A 15,417-nucleotide genomic window follows, 5' to 3' on the forward strand; every position below is an offset into this window, starting at 1 on the left:
AAAATCACCTTCCACTCCGATTATCAGTCGATGATAAACTGCGGTTATGAATATCAGCCTGCTTATCCCCTACCTCATTCCCACACCGGAAATGAACGCCGCGCTATTGAGCGACTTGCCCTTACCGGCACTCAAAACCTTACTCGCGCGCGCCAGTCGCACTCAGAACAACACAACTGGCGGACTTGAGGAAGGCTTATGCCAGCATTTTGGCGTAGTCCGGCAAACCGACTGGCCCATGGCGCCTGTCACTTTACTGGCCGATGGTGGCGACCCTGCCGGGTATTACTGGTTACGCGCCGACCCGGTGCATTTGCGCGCGACACGAGATCAATTAATGCTGGTCGACAGCGGTGCATTTAGCCTTAGCCAGACCGAGGCAGAGCAGTTTGCCGCAGCCTTTAATCAGCATTTCCAGGACGATGGCTACGTGCTCTACCCGCTACGCCCCAATCGCTGGTATTTGCGCCTGAACACCCCGCCCGCCCTGGCGACTCACAGTGTGAATGCAGTCACCGGTCAGCATATTGATCCTTACCTCCCCAGCGGCGCAGAGGCATTGGCCTGGCATCGTTTATATAACGAAATTCAAATGCTGTTCTTCAGCCTTGCCGTCAATGATGCGCGTGAAGCGCGCGGCGAACTGACTGTCAACGGCCTGTGGTGCTGGGGAGGCGGCGTGATGCCATCCCTGCAGGCAACGACCTCTGCCAAGCTGCTGGCCGATGACAATGATGCCCGCGCCCTGGCTTTTGCTGCCGGCGTAGCAAACGACAGCCTGCCCAGGACGGCTGACAGCATAGATCAGCCGGCAGTGGTTTTACTGGATGCCTTAAGCGGCGCGGCGCAATACGGTGACTATCTCGGCTGGCGCGAAGCGATCCTGCAGATGGAAAAAGACTGGTTCGGCCCCTTACTCGCTCAACTGAAATCGGGTAAATTGTCAGCTATCAGCATCAACACTTATACACAGCAACATGCCATTAGCTGGCAAACCCGACGAAGTGATTTATTAAAACTGTGGCGGCGCGACACCCTCCCGCAATTACTGACCATGCCAGCATGAATCTAAGCAGATTAGTTATTGCAACCGGCTTACTGACGACATTATCTGCATGCAGTGTCGGCCCCCGCTACACGGCACCGCAACCGAAACTATCGGCTACCTGGCAGGCACCCTTGCCACATGAAGGCAAACTGACTCAACTAACTGAATGGTGGGGTAGTTTTAATGACCCGACACTCACGCAACTCATCCAGACGTCCGAACAATCCAGCCCTACCCTGACCCAAGCGGTCGCCCGCATCAAGCAGGCCCGTGCCAGTTGGGATAGCACAGCAGCATCGCTCTACCCCAGCGTTGACCTCAATGCCAAATCCACGCGAAGCAAAAGCAACCCGTTTGGCAGCCAGGTATTTCTGCAGACTGCGAGCAGCCTCAGCCTGGATGCCGCATGGGAAATTGACTTGTTTGGTGCCAGCCGCCGCGCCCGCGAATCAGCGCTTGCTCACATTACCGCTCGCCAGGCCGACTGGCATGATGCGCGGGTGAGCCTGGCCGCCGAAGTTGCCAATAGCTATCTCAACCTGCGTGCCTGCGAAATAGCGACTGACAGCGCAGATCGCGACTGGCATTCACGCCAGCATACTGCGGCGCTCACCCAGCTTAAAGTGACTGAGCTATTTCTTCCGGCCAGCGACAGCACGCTCACCCGGGCGTATGCCAGCGATGCCCATAACCGCCTGCTTAATCAGCAAGCCGAATGCGAACTGAACATCAAAGCGCTGGTCGCCTTGACTGGTATAGAAGAAACCACCCTGCGCCAGCAACTCGCACCACGCCATGCGCAGTTGCCAACCTCGCCCCTGCTCAACATCAGCAGCGTCCCTGCTGACCTGTTACGCCAACGCCCCGACCTGGCCGCTGCCGAGCGTGATCTGGCTGCTGCGATGGCGGATGCCGGGCTGGCTGAAGCCAACCGCTATCTGCGCTTATCACTGACTGGCTCTATCGGCGTTTCACTGCTTAATCTCAACGGCGTCAGTAGCCAGACGGATACCTGGTCGTTTGGCCCGGCCCTGACTATCCCGCTGTTCGATGCCGGCAAGCGCCGCGCCAATGCGCAGCTTGCGCTCGCCAAATATGACGAAGCGCGTGCGGGTTACGAGCTGAAAGTGCGTAATGCGGTAAAAGAAACCGAACAGGCACTGGTCAGGCTCGACAGCACCCGCCAGCGCATGCTGGATGCGCAGTCCAGCGTGACTGACTTTAAAGCCGCCTGGCAGGCCATGAACCAGCGTTATCAAGCCGGCACCACCAGCCTGCTGGAAGTCGAAGACAGCGCACGCAACCTGATCACCGCTGAAAACACGTTAACCACACTGCAACGCGACCAGCTTACCGCCAGCATCAGCTTATACAAAGCCATGGGCGGCGGGTACGAGATAATAAACAACCATGACTAAACCACTCAAAATCACACTGGTTCTTGTAGCCATTCTTGCCGTAGCGGCACTCGTTATCAGCCGCAAGCCAAAACCGGCAGCGCCTGCAACGGCAGCCGCCAAACCCGCGCTTACCGTCACGGTTACCCATGCCAGCCAGCAAAACTGGCCCATTACCATCCATGCTGATGGCAATATCGCTGCATGGCAGGAGGCCAGCATCGGCACCGAAACCGGCGGGCTGAAATTGGCCAGTGTCAATGTCAACGTAGGTGATCAGGTCAAGCGTGGCCAGGTACTCGCTCAATTCAGCGACGACACCCTGCAGGCGGACATCTCCCAGCAGCGTGCCAGTCAGGCCGAGGCCGCTGCCGCCTTGATGGAAGCCACTACCAATGCCGAACGGGCGCAAGCCTTAAGTGGCACCGGCGCAATGAGCGCGCAACAGATTGCCCAGTACAAAACCGCAGCACTCACTGCCAAGGCCCGTCTGGATGCCGCCAACGCACTATTAAACCGGCAACAGCTCAACCTGCAGAAAGCCCGCATCACCGCGCCTGATGATGGCGTCATCTCTGCACGCACTGCTACGGTGGGTGCCGTCATTCAGGCCGGCCAGTCCTTATTCAGCCTGATCCGGCAAAACCGGCTGGAATGGCGTGCCGAGCTGACTGCGGAGCAACTGACCCGCATTCGCCCCGGACAGGCAGCTCGCATCCAATTACCGGATGGCGCAACTATTACCGGCAAAGTGCGTATCGTTGCACCCAGTCTGGACATGCAAACCCGCACCGGCATTGTTTATGTCGATCTGCCAGCCAGATCCGCTGCACGCGCGGGCATGTTCGTCAAAGGATCATTCCAACTCGGCAGCGCAGCCGGCTTGAGCTTGCCAGCCAGCGCCATCACCGAGCGCGATGGTTACAGTTATGTGTACCGCTTGAGTCCTGATGCACATGCACTGCTGACGCGCATCAAAGCCGGGCAACACAGCGACAATCAAGTAGAAATACTCAGTGGCATCACCGGGCAAGACGCTATTATTAGCGATGGTGTCGGCTTCCTGAACGATGGCGACCTGGTCAAAGTTGCCGTGAGTGGCAGCGCCAAATGAACGTTTCCGCATGGTCGATACGTCAGCCGATACCGGCGATTCTGCTATTCATCCTGCTGACACTGGTCGGCCTGTTGAGCTTTCACCGCATGGGCATACAGGATTTTCCTGACATTGAGCTCCCTGTTGTCACCATTACCACCACTCTGGAAGGCGCCTCCCCCGCGCAACTGGAAACAGAAGTCACGCGTAAAATCGAAAACTCGCTGGCTAGCCTGGGTGGAGTCAAACATATCCGCTCAGTCGTCACCGATGGCAGCTCAATGACTTACGTCGAATTTGATCTGGACAAGGACACCAGCGAAGCCGTCAACGACGTGCGCGATGCCATCAGCCGTATTCGCGCCGACCTGCCCGGCGATATCAAAGATCCGATCATCAGCAAAGTCACCACCACCGGCCGCCCTATTCTGACCTTTAGCGTATCCTCCGCGCAAATGGACGAAGAAAACCTGTCGTGGCTGGTCGATAACAATTTATCCAAAGTGCTGCTGGCTGTGCCGGGGGTAGGCAAAGTCTCGCGCGTCGGCGGCGTCGATCGTGAAATCCGCATCACTCTGGATCCGGTCAAACTTGCGGCCTTGCATGTCACGGCCACAGACGTGTCGCGTCAGATCAAACGCGTCGAAGTCGAAGCTTCCGGCGGACGTGGCGATGTTGGCAATATTCAGCAATCCATCCGCACTTTGGGCACGGTCAAATCTGCCGAAGACCTGGCAGCAATCACCATCCCGCTGGCCGATGGCCGCCGTCTGCGTCTGGACCAGATCGCCAGCGTGCAGGATACTCATGCTGAACGCCGTACCCTGGCCTTATTGAGCGGTAAACCAGTCGTCGGCTTTGAAGTCACGCGCATGAAAGGCAGCAGTGAAGTGGCTGTTGCAGCCAAAGTGCGCGCCGCCATTGCCAACGTACGTAGCACGCACCCTAATTTGCAGATTGCCGAAGTTTTCGATGGTGTCGCTGCGGTTCAGGACTCTTACGATGGCTCAATGGGCCTGTTGTATGAAGGCGCGCTGCTGGCCATTTTCGTGGTGTGGTGGTTCCTGCGTGACTGGCGGGCAACCCTGGTGGCCGCTACCGCATTGCCGCTATCCGTGATTCCCACCTTCATCGGCATGCAGTATTTCGGCTTCTCACTTAACACCGTCACCTTACTGGCGTTGGCGCTGGTGGTCGGCATCCTGGTGGATGACGCCATTGTCGAGATTGAAAACATCGTGCGCCATTTGCGTATGGGCAAATCCCCGATGCAGGCAGCGCTGGAAGCCGCAGATGAAATCGGCCTGGCGGTGGTGGCCACCACCGCCACCTTGGTCGCGGTATTCCTGCCGACGGCATTCATGGCGGGCGTTGCCGGCAAGTTTTTCAAGCAGTTTGGCTGGACCGCGGCCTTGGCAGTGATGGCCTCGCTGGTCGTGGCACGTCTGCTGACCCCGATGATGGCGGCCTACATGCTCAAGCCATTACCACCCAAATCCCATGATAGTGCGCTCATGCGGCGTTATCTGGGCTGGGTGAGATGGTGCCTGCACCATCGCCTGAGCACCTCGTTCGCCGCAGCCGTATTCTTTATCAGCTCCATCGCCCTGATACCCTTGTTGCCCTCCGGCTTTGTGCCGCCCGGCGACCGTGGACAGACCTTTGTCAGCCTGGAATTACCTCCCGGCAGCCAGCTGGCTGACACCCGCGCCAGCGCCGAAGCAGCGCGGCAATTACTGACGAGCATCCCGGAAATCAAACAGATTTACACCAGTATCGGTGGCGGCTCCGGCGGAGGCGATCTGTTCTCTCAGGGCGGCAGCAGCGATGTGCGCAAAGCCACGTTGACTGTCAGCCTCAGCCACCGCGACCAGCGCCAACTATCTCAACAGGATATCGAAGCCGAGATCCGCCAGCGCTTGCAGGCGCTACCCGGCGCTCGCTCGACCGTAGGCGGCGGCGACAGCGGCGAAAAACTGCAACTAGTGCTGTCCGGCGAAGATCCGGCCAGCCTGGCCGATGCGGCTCAGCGTGTGGTGCGCGACATACGCACGCTGAAAGGCCTGGGCAATGTCACTTCATCGGCCAGCCTGTTGCGCCCTGAAATCGTGATCCAGCCTGACTTTGCCCGCGCAGCAGAATTAGGCGTCACTACGGCTGATATCGGCGACACGCTACGTATTGCAACCAGCGGCGATTACAGCACGGCACTGGCCAAACTCAATCTCGCCGAGCGCCAGATTCCTATCCGTACCCGCTTACCGGACAGCACGCGACAGGATCTGGATGCTCTGGCGCAATTAGGGGTACCTGCCAAAAATGGCGATGTCATGCTCGGCACCGTCGCTAAATTAAGTCTAGGCAGCGGACCTGCACAAATCGACCGCCTCGACCGTAACCGCAACGTAACTATCGATATCGAACTCAACGGCCAGCAACTTGGCGATGTGTTCAAAGCAGTCGGCAAACTCCCCAGCATGAACAATCTGCCGCCGGGCGTATACCGCAGTGATTCGGGTGATGCCGAACGTATGCAGGAACTGTTCGGCAGTTTCGGGCTGGCCATGGTTATCGGCGTATTGTGCGTGTATTTCGTGCTGGTGCTGCTGTTCCATGATTTCAGCCAGCCGGTCACCATCCTGGCTGCGCTGCCGCTGGCATTTGGCGGAGCATTTGCTGCGCTTTACCTCACCCACAGCAGTTTTTCCATGCCGTCGCTGATAGGCTTGCTCATGCTTATGGGTATCGTCACCAAAAATTCCATCCTGCTGGTCGAATACGCCATCGTTGCGCGCCGCGATCATAGTATGGCCAGGTTTGATGCACTGGTCGATGCCTGTAGCAAACGTGCCCGTCCTATCCTGATGACCACGATTGCGATGGGCGCAGGCATGTTACCGATTGCAATGGGCTTCGGGGTTGACCCCAGCTTCCGCGCGCCGATGGCCATTGCCGTGATCGGCGGCTTGATCACATCTACCTTGCTCAGCCTGCTTATCATTCCGGTCGTATATACTTACGTCGACGACGCGGTAAAATATTTTAAAAAATGGCTTTAGCCGCAATATAAGCGTGTTACGATATTGAGCAATAACTAATAAGTGGCTATAGACTGCTAATGAACAATGACGATACCCGGTTAATTGATATTGCTGATTTGCAAATCGGGCTTTATGTGTTTCTGGATTTGGGCTGGATGCAGCATCCATTTCCACTCAATCACTTTAAAATTCAGCATCAGTCGCAGATTGATACCATACGTACCCTGGGCGTGCATCAAGTACGTTACTCACCTGAAAAAAGCAACATTGCTGCTGATGTTCCAGATACTTCAGAAAACACATCAACTGAAACCGTATCTGCCATACCCGTTGAACTGGATGAAAAGCAGCAGCGCATTGCCATACTGAAACAGCAACATGCGCAATTATTGTCCTGCGACCGGCGCTTCAATGAAGCAATCGCGATATACAAAGACATTGTCAATAACGTAGCCGAGCAACCTGCAACGTGCCTGAAAAACGCAGAAAAATTGATTTCGGAATTCATCACTGATTTCCTCGGACAAAACGAAGTTTCGATTCGTCTGTTATCCGAGAATCACGGCGAAAAGAACTTGCTGCACTCGCTCAACGTCACCATCCTTTCCATGTTGCTCGCTAAATCAAGTGGTCTGGATACCCAGCAAGTACAGGATATCGGCATAGCCGCGTTACTGCATGATGTTGGCAAGATCATGCTGCCTGACCGTATCCGCTGGCATGACAAGGACTTCACTCCGGCTGAAAAAAACCTGTATGAAAGCCATGTGGCGCACAGTTTGACGCTGGCAAAAAAAATGGGATGTGCTAGCAATATCCAGCAGATCATTGCCCAGCATCACGAGTATGCTGACGGCAGTGGTTACCCGATGCATGTCACTGATAAAGACATTCCCATTCCCAGCCAGATTGTCAGCCTGATCAATACCTACGACCACCTGTGCAATCCCAGCAACCCGAGCGCGTCAATTACGCCCCATGAAGCGCTGGCCATCATTTTTGCCAAAATGCGTACCAAGTTCAACACCGGCACCATTTCACGCTTTGTGCACATGATGGGGGTTTATCCGCCAGGCTCTGTGATCCAGTTGAATGATCAACGCTATGCGCTGGTTATCAGCGTGAACTCGTCGCGCCCGCTCAAACCCAAAGTCATCATCTACGACGCTCAGGTCCCCAGTGACGAAGCACTGATTGTGGATTTGGAAGAGCACCCGGAAATAGGCATCCAGCGCAGTCTGAAACCATTACAACTGCCAAAGCTGGTATTTGACTATCTGTCACCACGTAAACGCGCTTGCTATTTCTTCGAGCGGGGTCGTGCCATCGAAACCACGCCAACTGCATCATGATGAACCCTAACTGGTTAGCATTCATAGAAGGTATGCTCGATGCGGTGTGGCTGGTCGACCCTATCGACTTGTGCATCATTGCGGCCAATCAACCTGCAGCTGACATGATAGGCGTTGAACGCAACTGGTTAATCGGCAAACCGGTTATCGACCTCGCCTGCACCCCGGAAGACCTGTTTTTCTGGGAAGATGTCGCCATGGGCTTAAGCAACGAAATCCACTCGGAAACACTGCTCAATCACCAAGATGGCTCCTCCCTCCATGTCCAGCGGCGTGTGACATTAATTCGTAGCGATAATGCCGTGTTATACATTGTCGCCATCCGCGACGTTACCGAGCAGCGCAATGCAGAGAAAGAGCTGGAAAGGCTCATTGCCGAATTACGTGCCACACTGGAATCCTCAGCCGATGGCCTGCTGGTAACCGACCTAAATCACGCTATCCGCGCCTACAACCAGACATTTGCCGGCTTATGGGACATGCCCGTAGCTTTGCTCACCGAGCGGAATGATGCTGCCATTTACGAATGGATTAACCAATCCATCGCAACTCGCACTGAAAACACCTTAACCAGATCCGGCAATGCCCGATTAGTACAGTCCACAGAAACACTGACTTTAAAATCCGGGCGTATTCTCGAATGCATATCACTGCCGCAATATGCACGTGGTCAAGCCATCGGCAAGGTCTACACCTATCGCGACATCAGCGAGCATGTCGCCAACGAAGCGCGCCTGCAACTCGCATCCAAAGTATTCGAAGCCAGTCTGAATGCTATTTTCATTACCGACACCCATCATCAGATTATCGCCGCCAACCCGAGTTGTGAAAATCTAACCGGGTACACTCAGGCAGAGTTACTCGGCTTGAAATTGTGTGATTTATTTTTCCTTCACTGCGATGATGATAAATTAAGTGAAATGATGGCCCAGATTGATAACCAGGGTTATTGGGAAGCAGAACTATGGAACCGTCACAAAAATGGCGAGACTTATCTGTGTGTTGCCTCCGTTGTCAGGGTACAGGATCAGTTCCACAAAACGACCCATCACCTTTGCTTTCTGAAAGACCTGACCGAGACCCACGTTGCCAAAAAACGGATTGAAGAACTGGCTTACAACGATGTACTCACCGGCTTACCCAATCGTCTGTTACTGACGCAACAAATCGAACGTACCATTAATCTGGCGAAACGCAACCAGACTTCATTTGCCATACTGTTCCTCGACCTCGATCATTTCAAGAAGATTAATGATTCGCTCGGTCACCAGTTTGGCGACCAGGTGCTGGTTGAAGTCGCGCAACGGCTCAAAGGCTGTATTCGTGAAATAGATATGGCTTCGCGCCTGGGTGGTGACGAATTCGTATTAATGATCGAACAAACCGATGCGCGCGGTGTGGAAATCAGCGCCAAACGTGTGCTTGATGCACTGACCCAGCCATTTTTCGTCAACGAAATCAATTTCACTGTCACATGCAGCATCGGCATCGCACTGTATCCAGAAGACGGCGAAACCTACGATGACCTGATTAAAAATGCAGACAGTGCCATGTACCATGTCAAGGAACGCGGCCGTTCGGATTTCCGTTTCTATCAGCCACAAATGAATATCGGCTTGCTGGCACGCATGAAACTTGACTACGCCATGCGCCAGGCCCTGGAAAATAAACAATTCAGACTGCACTACCAGCCACAGGTGGATCTCAAAACCGGCCGGATCATCGGTGCAGAGGCGTTGATACGCTGGCAAGATGATGAGTTAGGCAACATCAGCCCCGGGCAGTTTATTCCCATAGCGGAAGAAACCGGCGTCATTGTCCCGATTGGTAACTGGGTGCTACGCGAAGCCGTCAAACAGGCCTCGTTATGGCATAGCCAGAACAGACAGCTAGTGGTCGCCATCAACGTATCGGCGCTGCAATTCCAGCAGACCGGCTTCGTCGAAAGCGTCGCGGCGGCTCTGCAAGAATACAGTTTACCCGCAGCACAACTGGAACTGGAATTAACCGAATCGATCCTGATCCGGGATGCCGAAGACGCCCTGCAGCGGCTGCAAGCTTTATCGGTACTGGGTGTGAGTTTATCGGTTGATGACTTCGGCACAGGCTATTCCAGCCTGAATTACCTCAAGCGCTTCCCGTTGAACAAGCTCAAAATCGACCGTTCGTTTGTACAGGACATCCCCGATGATGAAAGCGACATGGCGATCGCCACCGCTATCATCAATCTGTCGCATGCACTGAACCTGAAAGTCATTGCTGAAGGCGTAGAAACGGGCACACAACAGGCTTTCCTGCTTGCCGCCGGTTGCGATGAATTGCAGGGCTTCCTGTTTGCGCCAGCCTTATGTGTGGAGGAGTTTGAGCAACTGCTCGCTGTTCAAACCCCTGCTTGAATTACTCGGTACGCTGATACATTTTGAGATAGACGGTTTTTTCCAGCGGCGCAACGTGCGCCACATCCAGCGCATCCTGCAAGTGCGTCGGCGTACTGATACCCACCAGTGTAGTCCCTACGCCGGGCGTTGAGCGGTTAAACTGGATCGCACGCTGGGCATGGTTCTTCAGCATCGGCATGGTCTGGATCACCGGATCCATCGCCTGCGTGGCCAGATGCCCCTTGAACATGGTGTGGCTGGCCATCAGATAAACGCCGAGCTGATGCGCGGCCTGAATAGTGGAACCAATATTGCCCTGTCCGGTAGTCTGACTGAAGCGCGTAAACCCTTCCTGCATGACCTGATTGAACGGCATTTGCACCACTTTGAACTGGTGCTTGGCCTGGTCATCTTTCCAGATGGCACGTGCAGCTTTCTCAGCATGGCCCTGCATCGATGTAATCGACTGAAACAGCGGGTCATCGGTTTCTACCCGGAAACCATTAAACGTCGAGATACCGTAATAGCGCAGTTTTTTATCCTTCACAGCCTGTTCCAGCACCATGAATACTTTTTCCAGCTTGCGGTTCAGCTGATCCTTGCCGATGGTCGGGATATGCACTTCCGGCTGGTCAATCAGGAATGCATCCAGCGTTTCCACCCCCATCAACTGGCGCGACAATTCCAGCTGAAAACCGATATATTCCGGGCTGATACAGTGCGCCTGGGTCAGGTCTTCCACTCGCCCCAGACCTTTGTCGACCACCTCGGTTTTGAACCATGCCGCCAGATCATCCGGACGGCCATCACGAAAACTCAGAAAGCCACCCTTGGACACCAGAAACATCTGCTCGCGCTTTACGCCCGCTTCAATGGCACGACGTACGCCTGCGCCTACCGCGGCAGCAGAACGGCCATAACGATAATGTGCGCCGGTATCGATCACGTTAAGGCCATGCGTCAGCGCCTCAGTCACAATATCGGCATACTGCGCATCAACCTCATCGACCGGTGCGCCGGGGAAAGTACCCAGCCCGATCGATGACAGTTGCAGATGCACATTGAGAAAATCACTGTAATGTCCGGCAGCACAGTCTTTGCCGAAACTGGTGACATATTGTTTGGTCGCCATCATCGTGCAATGGCCGGGAATCAGAGTCGTAGTCATGGAGTGTGTAAAAAAGGATGTTGTTGAATAGATAAAATCAGGTCGGCGATTTCAGGTCGGACGGACATATCGGTCAGCGCATCAACACGCGAGCTGAATAACTGTTCGAAATGTGGCTCGTCCTCGTCCATATCCCAGTCGACAGCGCGTAATGCAGCGGTAGCAACTGGCGGCAAAGTCTCAGGCAATTCACGCCCGGACAACAGCGCCCATAAACCTGCCCACGCACGCGCCAGAACCAATGGATGATACCCGCCTCCGCCAGTAACTAGCAAGCGTGGCGTGCCATCCGCATGTTGCGGACAGGTTTCGAGTATGGTTTGTGCAGTCGCCAGAAACCCTTGCGTGGATATGCCGAGCTTGCCCAGCGGGTCAGCAAAAATCATGTCCGTACCGGCCTGCAGCACGATAGCATCCGGCTGGAACTTGTCCAACACCGGCTGCCACACCGCATCAAACAGCAAGCGGTATTCAGCGTCATGAGTACCCTTGGGTAATGGTACATTCAGGCTGGTATTGCCGGCTGAAGCGGTATCGCTCAGCTGCCCACCCTGGAACGGATAGGCGTAGCGGCTATCCATGTGCAGCGACAGCGTGAATACTTCAGGGTCATGCACAAATGCCGCCTCTACCCCGTCACCGTGGTGGGCGTCGATATCCACATACAGCACCCGCCAGCCTTCACGACGCAGGCGCAATATGCCCAGCACCGGGTCATTGAAATAGCAGAAACCATGGGCCTGATCCGGCCGCGCATGATGCATGCCACCTGCCGGATTAAAAGCGATGCGACCGCGTATCACTTCCTCGGCAGCCTGGATCGATGCTCCAGTGGCTGTAGCCGGTATGGTAAAAAACTGTGGGAAATACGGATTTTCCAGCGTGCCCAACTGGTGACGCTGACGTACCGGATTACTCACCCGGCCCAGTGCCTCGGCACGCTTGAATGCTGACACATATTCCGGCGTATGAAACCACTCCAGTTCAAAATCAGCCGCTTTGCGCGCCAGCATGAATTCAGCCTCGGTCATCGCACCATAGGCTTCGATCAGATCGGTCGCCAGCGACACCCGTGGAATTGCCAACGGATGATTGCTGCCGTAAGCCTTGCGCCGGGATTTCGGGCCACCAATATAAGTGGCGTTACGAGTAGGTTGCGGATTGCTCATGCACGCGCACTCAGTATGCACACTGCCTCGGCGGCAATGCCTTCACCGCGACCGGTAAAGCCCAGTTTTTCCGTGGTGGTCGCTTTCACGTTCACCGCGCTCACTGCCACGCCAAGATCCTCTGCAATATTGGCTTGCATGGTAGCGATATGCGGCGCCATTTTCGGCGCTTGCGCAATGATAGTACTGTCCAGATTACCCAGCTGATAGCCTTGCGCAGCAATCAGGTTGCCAACTTCGCGCAGCAGCCGGCGGCTGTCAATGCCATGATAACGCGCATCGGTATCCGGGAAATGCCGGCCGATGTCGCCCAGTCCGGCCGCGCCTAGTAAAGCATCGCAAATCGCGTGCAACAGCACATCGGCATCGGAATGCCCGGCCAGACCCAGTTCATACGGGATAGTGACCCCCCCAATGACGAGCTTGCGCTCTGTGGCAAAGGCATGCACATCAAATCCGTGACCGATACGTATAGTGCTCATGTTCCTGTTCTCTCTAAAATCAACCGCGCCATCATCAAATCATTCGGGTAAGTTACTTTGAAATTACTGCTGTCAGCCGCCACCAATAATGGCGCATGGCCCAGCGCTTCTATCGCGCTGGCTTCATCGGTAGGTACAAAGCCATTATCCTGATGCAGCGCCTGTTGCAGCATGGCATGGCGGAACATCTGCGGCGTCTGCGCTTGCCACAAGCTTTCACGCGGCTCCGTTGCGCTCACATGCTGGCCTGCGGCCCGCTTCAAGGTGTCGGCAACCGGAATCGCCAGCAAGCCGCCCACCTCAGTCTCGCCCACTTCCGTAATTAATTTTGCGATCATCGCCATCGTCAGGCACGGCCTGGCTGCATCATGCACCAGCACCCAGTCCTGCGCCTCGACTGGCATCGCCGCCAGACCATTGCTCACGCTATCTGCACGGGTAGGGCCACCACAGCGCAGCACCTGCAATTTGTCGCCAAATTCTGACCAGTCATAGTCATTCCACCAGCTATCCGTGTCAGCCAACACCACATACACGCGCGCCAGCAGCGGCGATGACGCCATGGTACGCACTGCGTAGTAGATCATCGGATGGCCGGCGATATCCAGATACTGTTTGGGCAAGTCCACGCCCATGCGTGACCCGGTGCCCGCTGCGGGGATAAGCCCGTAGTATTGACTCATAAACACTTGGCTTTCAAAAATTCATAGACTAGCTGCGGCTGGTTCAAATCCAGACAGGGTAACTCCGTCTGCACCGCCGAGTCGGTCACCACGGCAATTATCGCATTATCAGCGCCATGCAGGACAGGCTTACCCAACGCAGCACGATACACTTCCAGTTTGGGCACATCGGCAAATTTGCAACCTTCAATCAGCACCACATCGCATGGAGCCAACTTACTCAGCAGCGTTGCCAAATCAGGCTCAGGCGCCTCACCCAATTCATGCAGCAGCGCCCAGCGCCGACCCGATGCCAGCAACACCTCAGTGGCACCGGCCTCACGGTGACGCCAGCTATCCTTGCCCGGATGATCGAGATCGAAATCATGATGGGTGTGTTTGATCGTCGCCACGCGTATGCCATCTGCCACAAACAAGGCAATTAACTGCTCGATTAACGTGGTTTTTCCGCTACCGCTCCAGCCTGCGAAGCCGAATACCTGCATCAGATTTTCCCCTGCATAATTTGCGATGGCCTTTGATTAAAAGTTCAAAAAGGGTTATATTCCAAATAGCTTAACGCCCCCTTTATTTTACACCATGCCCACCCCCCCAGGTTTATCCGATTCATTCGGTCGTCGCATCGAATACTTACGCCTCTCCGTCACGGATCGCTGCGACTTGCGCTGCACTTACTGCATGCCCGAAGATTTTCGCGGCTTTGAGGAGCCTGCTGACTGGCTGACATTCGATGAAGTCGAACGCCTGCTGGGTGCCTTCGCCCGACTGGGCCTGCAACGTATCCGCATGACCGGCGGCGAGCCACTGTTACGCCGCCACCTGCCGCAACTGGCGCAACGCATCGCCGCCCTGCCCGGCATCAATGATCTGTCGCTCTCCACCAATGCTACCCAGCTGGATAAGCACGCCGTAGCGCTAAAAGCGGCCGGCGTATCCCGGCTCAATGTCAGTCTGGACTCCCTGCGTGCAGAACGCATCCAGGCCATCACTGGCCGCGATGCGCTGCCTGATATTCTGGCGGGCCTGCAACACGCCAAACAGGCCGGCTTCGCCCCCATCAAAATCAACATGGTCGCGATGAAAGGCACCAATGATGATGAAATCGACGACATGGTGGCGTTCTGCATAGAACAAGGCTTTACCCTGCGCCTGATCGAAACCATGCCGATTGGTGATACTGGCCGCAATAGCGCCTATCTCGACTTGCAGCCGGTCAAAGCACGCCTTGCCCAACAGTTCGGCCTGATCGACGCCACCTTCCACGGCGCCGGCCCGGCGCGCTATCTGGCGACACCCGACGGTGCCTTCTCGGTAGGCTTCATCACCCCCATCTCGCAACACTTCTGCGAGACCTGCAACCGCGTCAGACTATCGGTAGATGGCACGCTGTACTTGTGCCTGGGACAGGAAGATAAATTTGAATTTCGCCCGCTATTACGCGGCGGCGTGACTGACAGCGAACTCGAAGATGCGATTCGACTGGCACTCACCCACAAACCGGAACGCCATGAATTCCGCGAGCAGCCCAACAAGATCATGCGCTTTATGTCGATGACCGGTGGCTGAAAAGCCTGGTCCACGAAAGACACGAAAAGCACGAAAA

The 15,417-nt window shown here is 55.3% G+C and carries 12 protein-coding genes; 7 read left to right on the forward strand and 5 right to left on the reverse strand.

Annotated features, from left to right (window positions below; genetic code table 11):
• Positions 1–46: 46 nt before the first annotated feature.
• The 6 genes from EJE49_RS13770 to EJE49_RS13795 are packed head-to-tail and all read left to right on the forward strand — an operon-like array spanning position 47 to position 10,330.
• Complete coding sequence (locus tag EJE49_RS13770) at positions 47–1,066, forward strand: hypothetical protein (RefSeq protein ID WP_124951787.1); 1,020 nt, start codon at positions 47–49, stop codon at positions 1,064–1,066.
• Positions 1,063–2,466 (forward strand): efflux transporter outer membrane subunit, encoded by a 1,404-nt coding sequence (locus EJE49_RS13775; RefSeq protein ID WP_124951789.1) that lies wholly within the window; start codon positions 1,063–1,065, stop codon positions 2,464–2,466. Before EJE49_RS13770 ends, EJE49_RS13775 begins: the two co-directional genes overlap by 4 nt.
• A complete protein-coding gene (locus tag EJE49_RS13780) occupies positions 2,459–3,559 on the forward strand; it encodes an efflux RND transporter periplasmic adaptor subunit (RefSeq protein ID WP_124951791.1) in 1,101 nt (366 codons plus the stop codon). The genes EJE49_RS13775 and EJE49_RS13780 overlap by 8 nt, the downstream gene beginning before the upstream one ends.
• Positions 3,556–6,600 carry an efflux RND transporter permease subunit gene (locus EJE49_RS13785; RefSeq protein ID WP_124951793.1) on the forward strand — a complete coding sequence of 1,015 codons (3,045 nt, stop codon included), beginning with the start codon at positions 3,556–3,558 and terminating at the stop codon, positions 6,598–6,600. Before EJE49_RS13780 ends, EJE49_RS13785 begins: the two co-directional genes overlap by 4 nt.
• A 59-nt stretch (positions 6,601–6,659) precedes the next feature.
• Positions 6,660–7,934, forward strand: coding sequence for a cyclic di-GMP phosphodiesterase (locus tag EJE49_RS13790; protein WP_124951795.1), 1,275 nt, complete (start codon positions 6,660–6,662; stop codon positions 7,932–7,934).
• Complete coding sequence (locus EJE49_RS13795; RefSeq protein WP_223246969.1) at positions 7,931–10,330, forward strand: sensor domain-containing protein; 2,400 nt, start codon at positions 7,931–7,933, stop codon at positions 10,328–10,330. The genes EJE49_RS13790 and EJE49_RS13795 overlap by 4 nt, the downstream gene beginning before the upstream one ends.
• A 1-nt stretch (position 10,331) precedes the next feature.
• Here EJE49_RS13795 and EJE49_RS13800 read toward each other — a convergent pair whose 3' ends face one another.
• Genes EJE49_RS13800 through mobB form a run of 5 tightly spaced genes read right to left on the reverse strand, consistent with a single transcriptional unit; the run spans position 10,332 to position 14,326 of the window.
• Positions 10,332–11,480, reverse strand: a complete 1,149-nt coding sequence (locus tag EJE49_RS13800; RefSeq protein ID WP_124951797.1) for an aldo/keto reductase — start codon at positions 11,478–11,480, stop codon at positions 10,332–10,334.
• Positions 11,477–12,649 carry an acetoin utilization protein AcuC gene (locus EJE49_RS13805; protein ID WP_124951799.1) on the reverse strand — a complete coding sequence of 391 codons (1,173 nt, stop codon included), beginning with the start codon at positions 12,647–12,649 and terminating at the stop codon, positions 11,477–11,479. Before EJE49_RS13805 ends, EJE49_RS13800 begins: the two co-directional genes overlap by 4 nt.
• Complete coding sequence (gene ispF / locus EJE49_RS13810) at positions 12,646–13,131, reverse strand: 2-C-methyl-D-erythritol 2,4-cyclodiphosphate synthase (protein ID WP_124951801.1); 486 nt, start codon at positions 13,129–13,131, stop codon at positions 12,646–12,648. Before ispF ends, EJE49_RS13805 begins: the two co-directional genes overlap by 4 nt.
• The gene (gene ispD / locus EJE49_RS13815; RefSeq protein ID WP_124951803.1) at positions 13,128–13,814 is read right to left on the reverse strand and encodes a 2-C-methyl-D-erythritol 4-phosphate cytidylyltransferase; all 687 of its coding nucleotides are present in this window, start codon (positions 13,812–13,814) and stop codon (positions 13,128–13,130) included. Before ispD ends, ispF begins: the two co-directional genes overlap by 4 nt.
• A complete protein-coding gene (gene mobB, locus EJE49_RS13820) occupies positions 13,811–14,326 on the reverse strand; it encodes a molybdopterin-guanine dinucleotide biosynthesis protein B (protein WP_370685829.1) in 516 nt (171 codons plus the stop codon). Before mobB ends, ispD begins: the two co-directional genes overlap by 4 nt.
• A gap of 67 nt (positions 14,327–14,393) precedes the next feature.
• Between mobB and moaA the strand changes: the two genes are divergently transcribed.
• Positions 14,394–15,380: a GTP 3',8-cyclase MoaA gene (gene moaA, locus EJE49_RS13825; protein ID WP_124951807.1), complete on the forward strand. Its 987-nt coding sequence runs from the start codon at positions 14,394–14,396 to the stop codon at positions 15,378–15,380.
• The last annotated feature ends 37 nt before the right edge of the window (positions 15,381–15,417 follow it).

Origin of the sequence: Sulfuriferula thiophila (assembly GCF_003864975.1) — a bacterium.
In the GTDB taxonomy this organism is placed as follows: domain Bacteria; phylum Pseudomonadota; class Gammaproteobacteria; order Burkholderiales; family Sulfuriferulaceae; genus Sulfuriferula; species Sulfuriferula thiophila.

Excerpts from the sequence above, each read along its gene's own strand:
- EJE49_RS13805 (WP_124951799.1), bottom strand. The coding sequence starts at position 12,649 with ATGAGCAATCCGCAACCTACTCGTAACGCCACTTATATTGGTGGCCCG.
- EJE49_RS13790 (WP_124951795.1), top strand. The coding sequence starts at position 6,660 with ATGAACAATGACGATACCCGGTTAATTGATATTGCTGATTTGCAAATC.
- EJE49_RS13775 (WP_124951789.1), top strand. The coding sequence starts at position 1,063 with ATGAATCTAAGCAGATTAGTTATTGCAACCGGCTTACTGACGACATTA.
- EJE49_RS13780 (WP_124951791.1), top strand. The coding sequence starts at position 2,459 with ATGACTAAACCACTCAAAATCACACTGGTTCTTGTAGCCATTCTTGCC.
- ispF (WP_124951801.1), bottom strand. The coding sequence starts at position 13,131 with ATGAGCACTATACGTATCGGTCACGGATTTGATGTGCATGCCTTTGCC.
- ispD (WP_124951803.1), bottom strand. The coding sequence starts at position 13,814 with ATGAGTCAATACTACGGGCTTATCCCCGCAGCGGGCACCGGGTCACGC.
- EJE49_RS13800 (WP_124951797.1), bottom strand. The coding sequence starts at position 11,480 with ATGACTACGACTCTGATTCCCGGCCATTGCACGATGATGGCGACCAAA.
- EJE49_RS13770 (WP_124951787.1), top strand. The coding sequence starts at position 47 with ATGAATATCAGCCTGCTTATCCCCTACCTCATTCCCACACCGGAAATG.
- EJE49_RS13785 (WP_124951793.1), top strand. The coding sequence starts at position 3,556 with ATGAACGTTTCCGCATGGTCGATACGTCAGCCGATACCGGCGATTCTG.
- EJE49_RS13795 (WP_223246969.1), top strand. The coding sequence starts at position 7,931 with ATGATGAACCCTAACTGGTTAGCATTCATAGAAGGTATGCTCGATGCG.
- moaA (WP_124951807.1), top strand. The coding sequence starts at position 14,394 with ATGCCCACCCCCCCAGGTTTATCCGATTCATTCGGTCGTCGCATCGAA.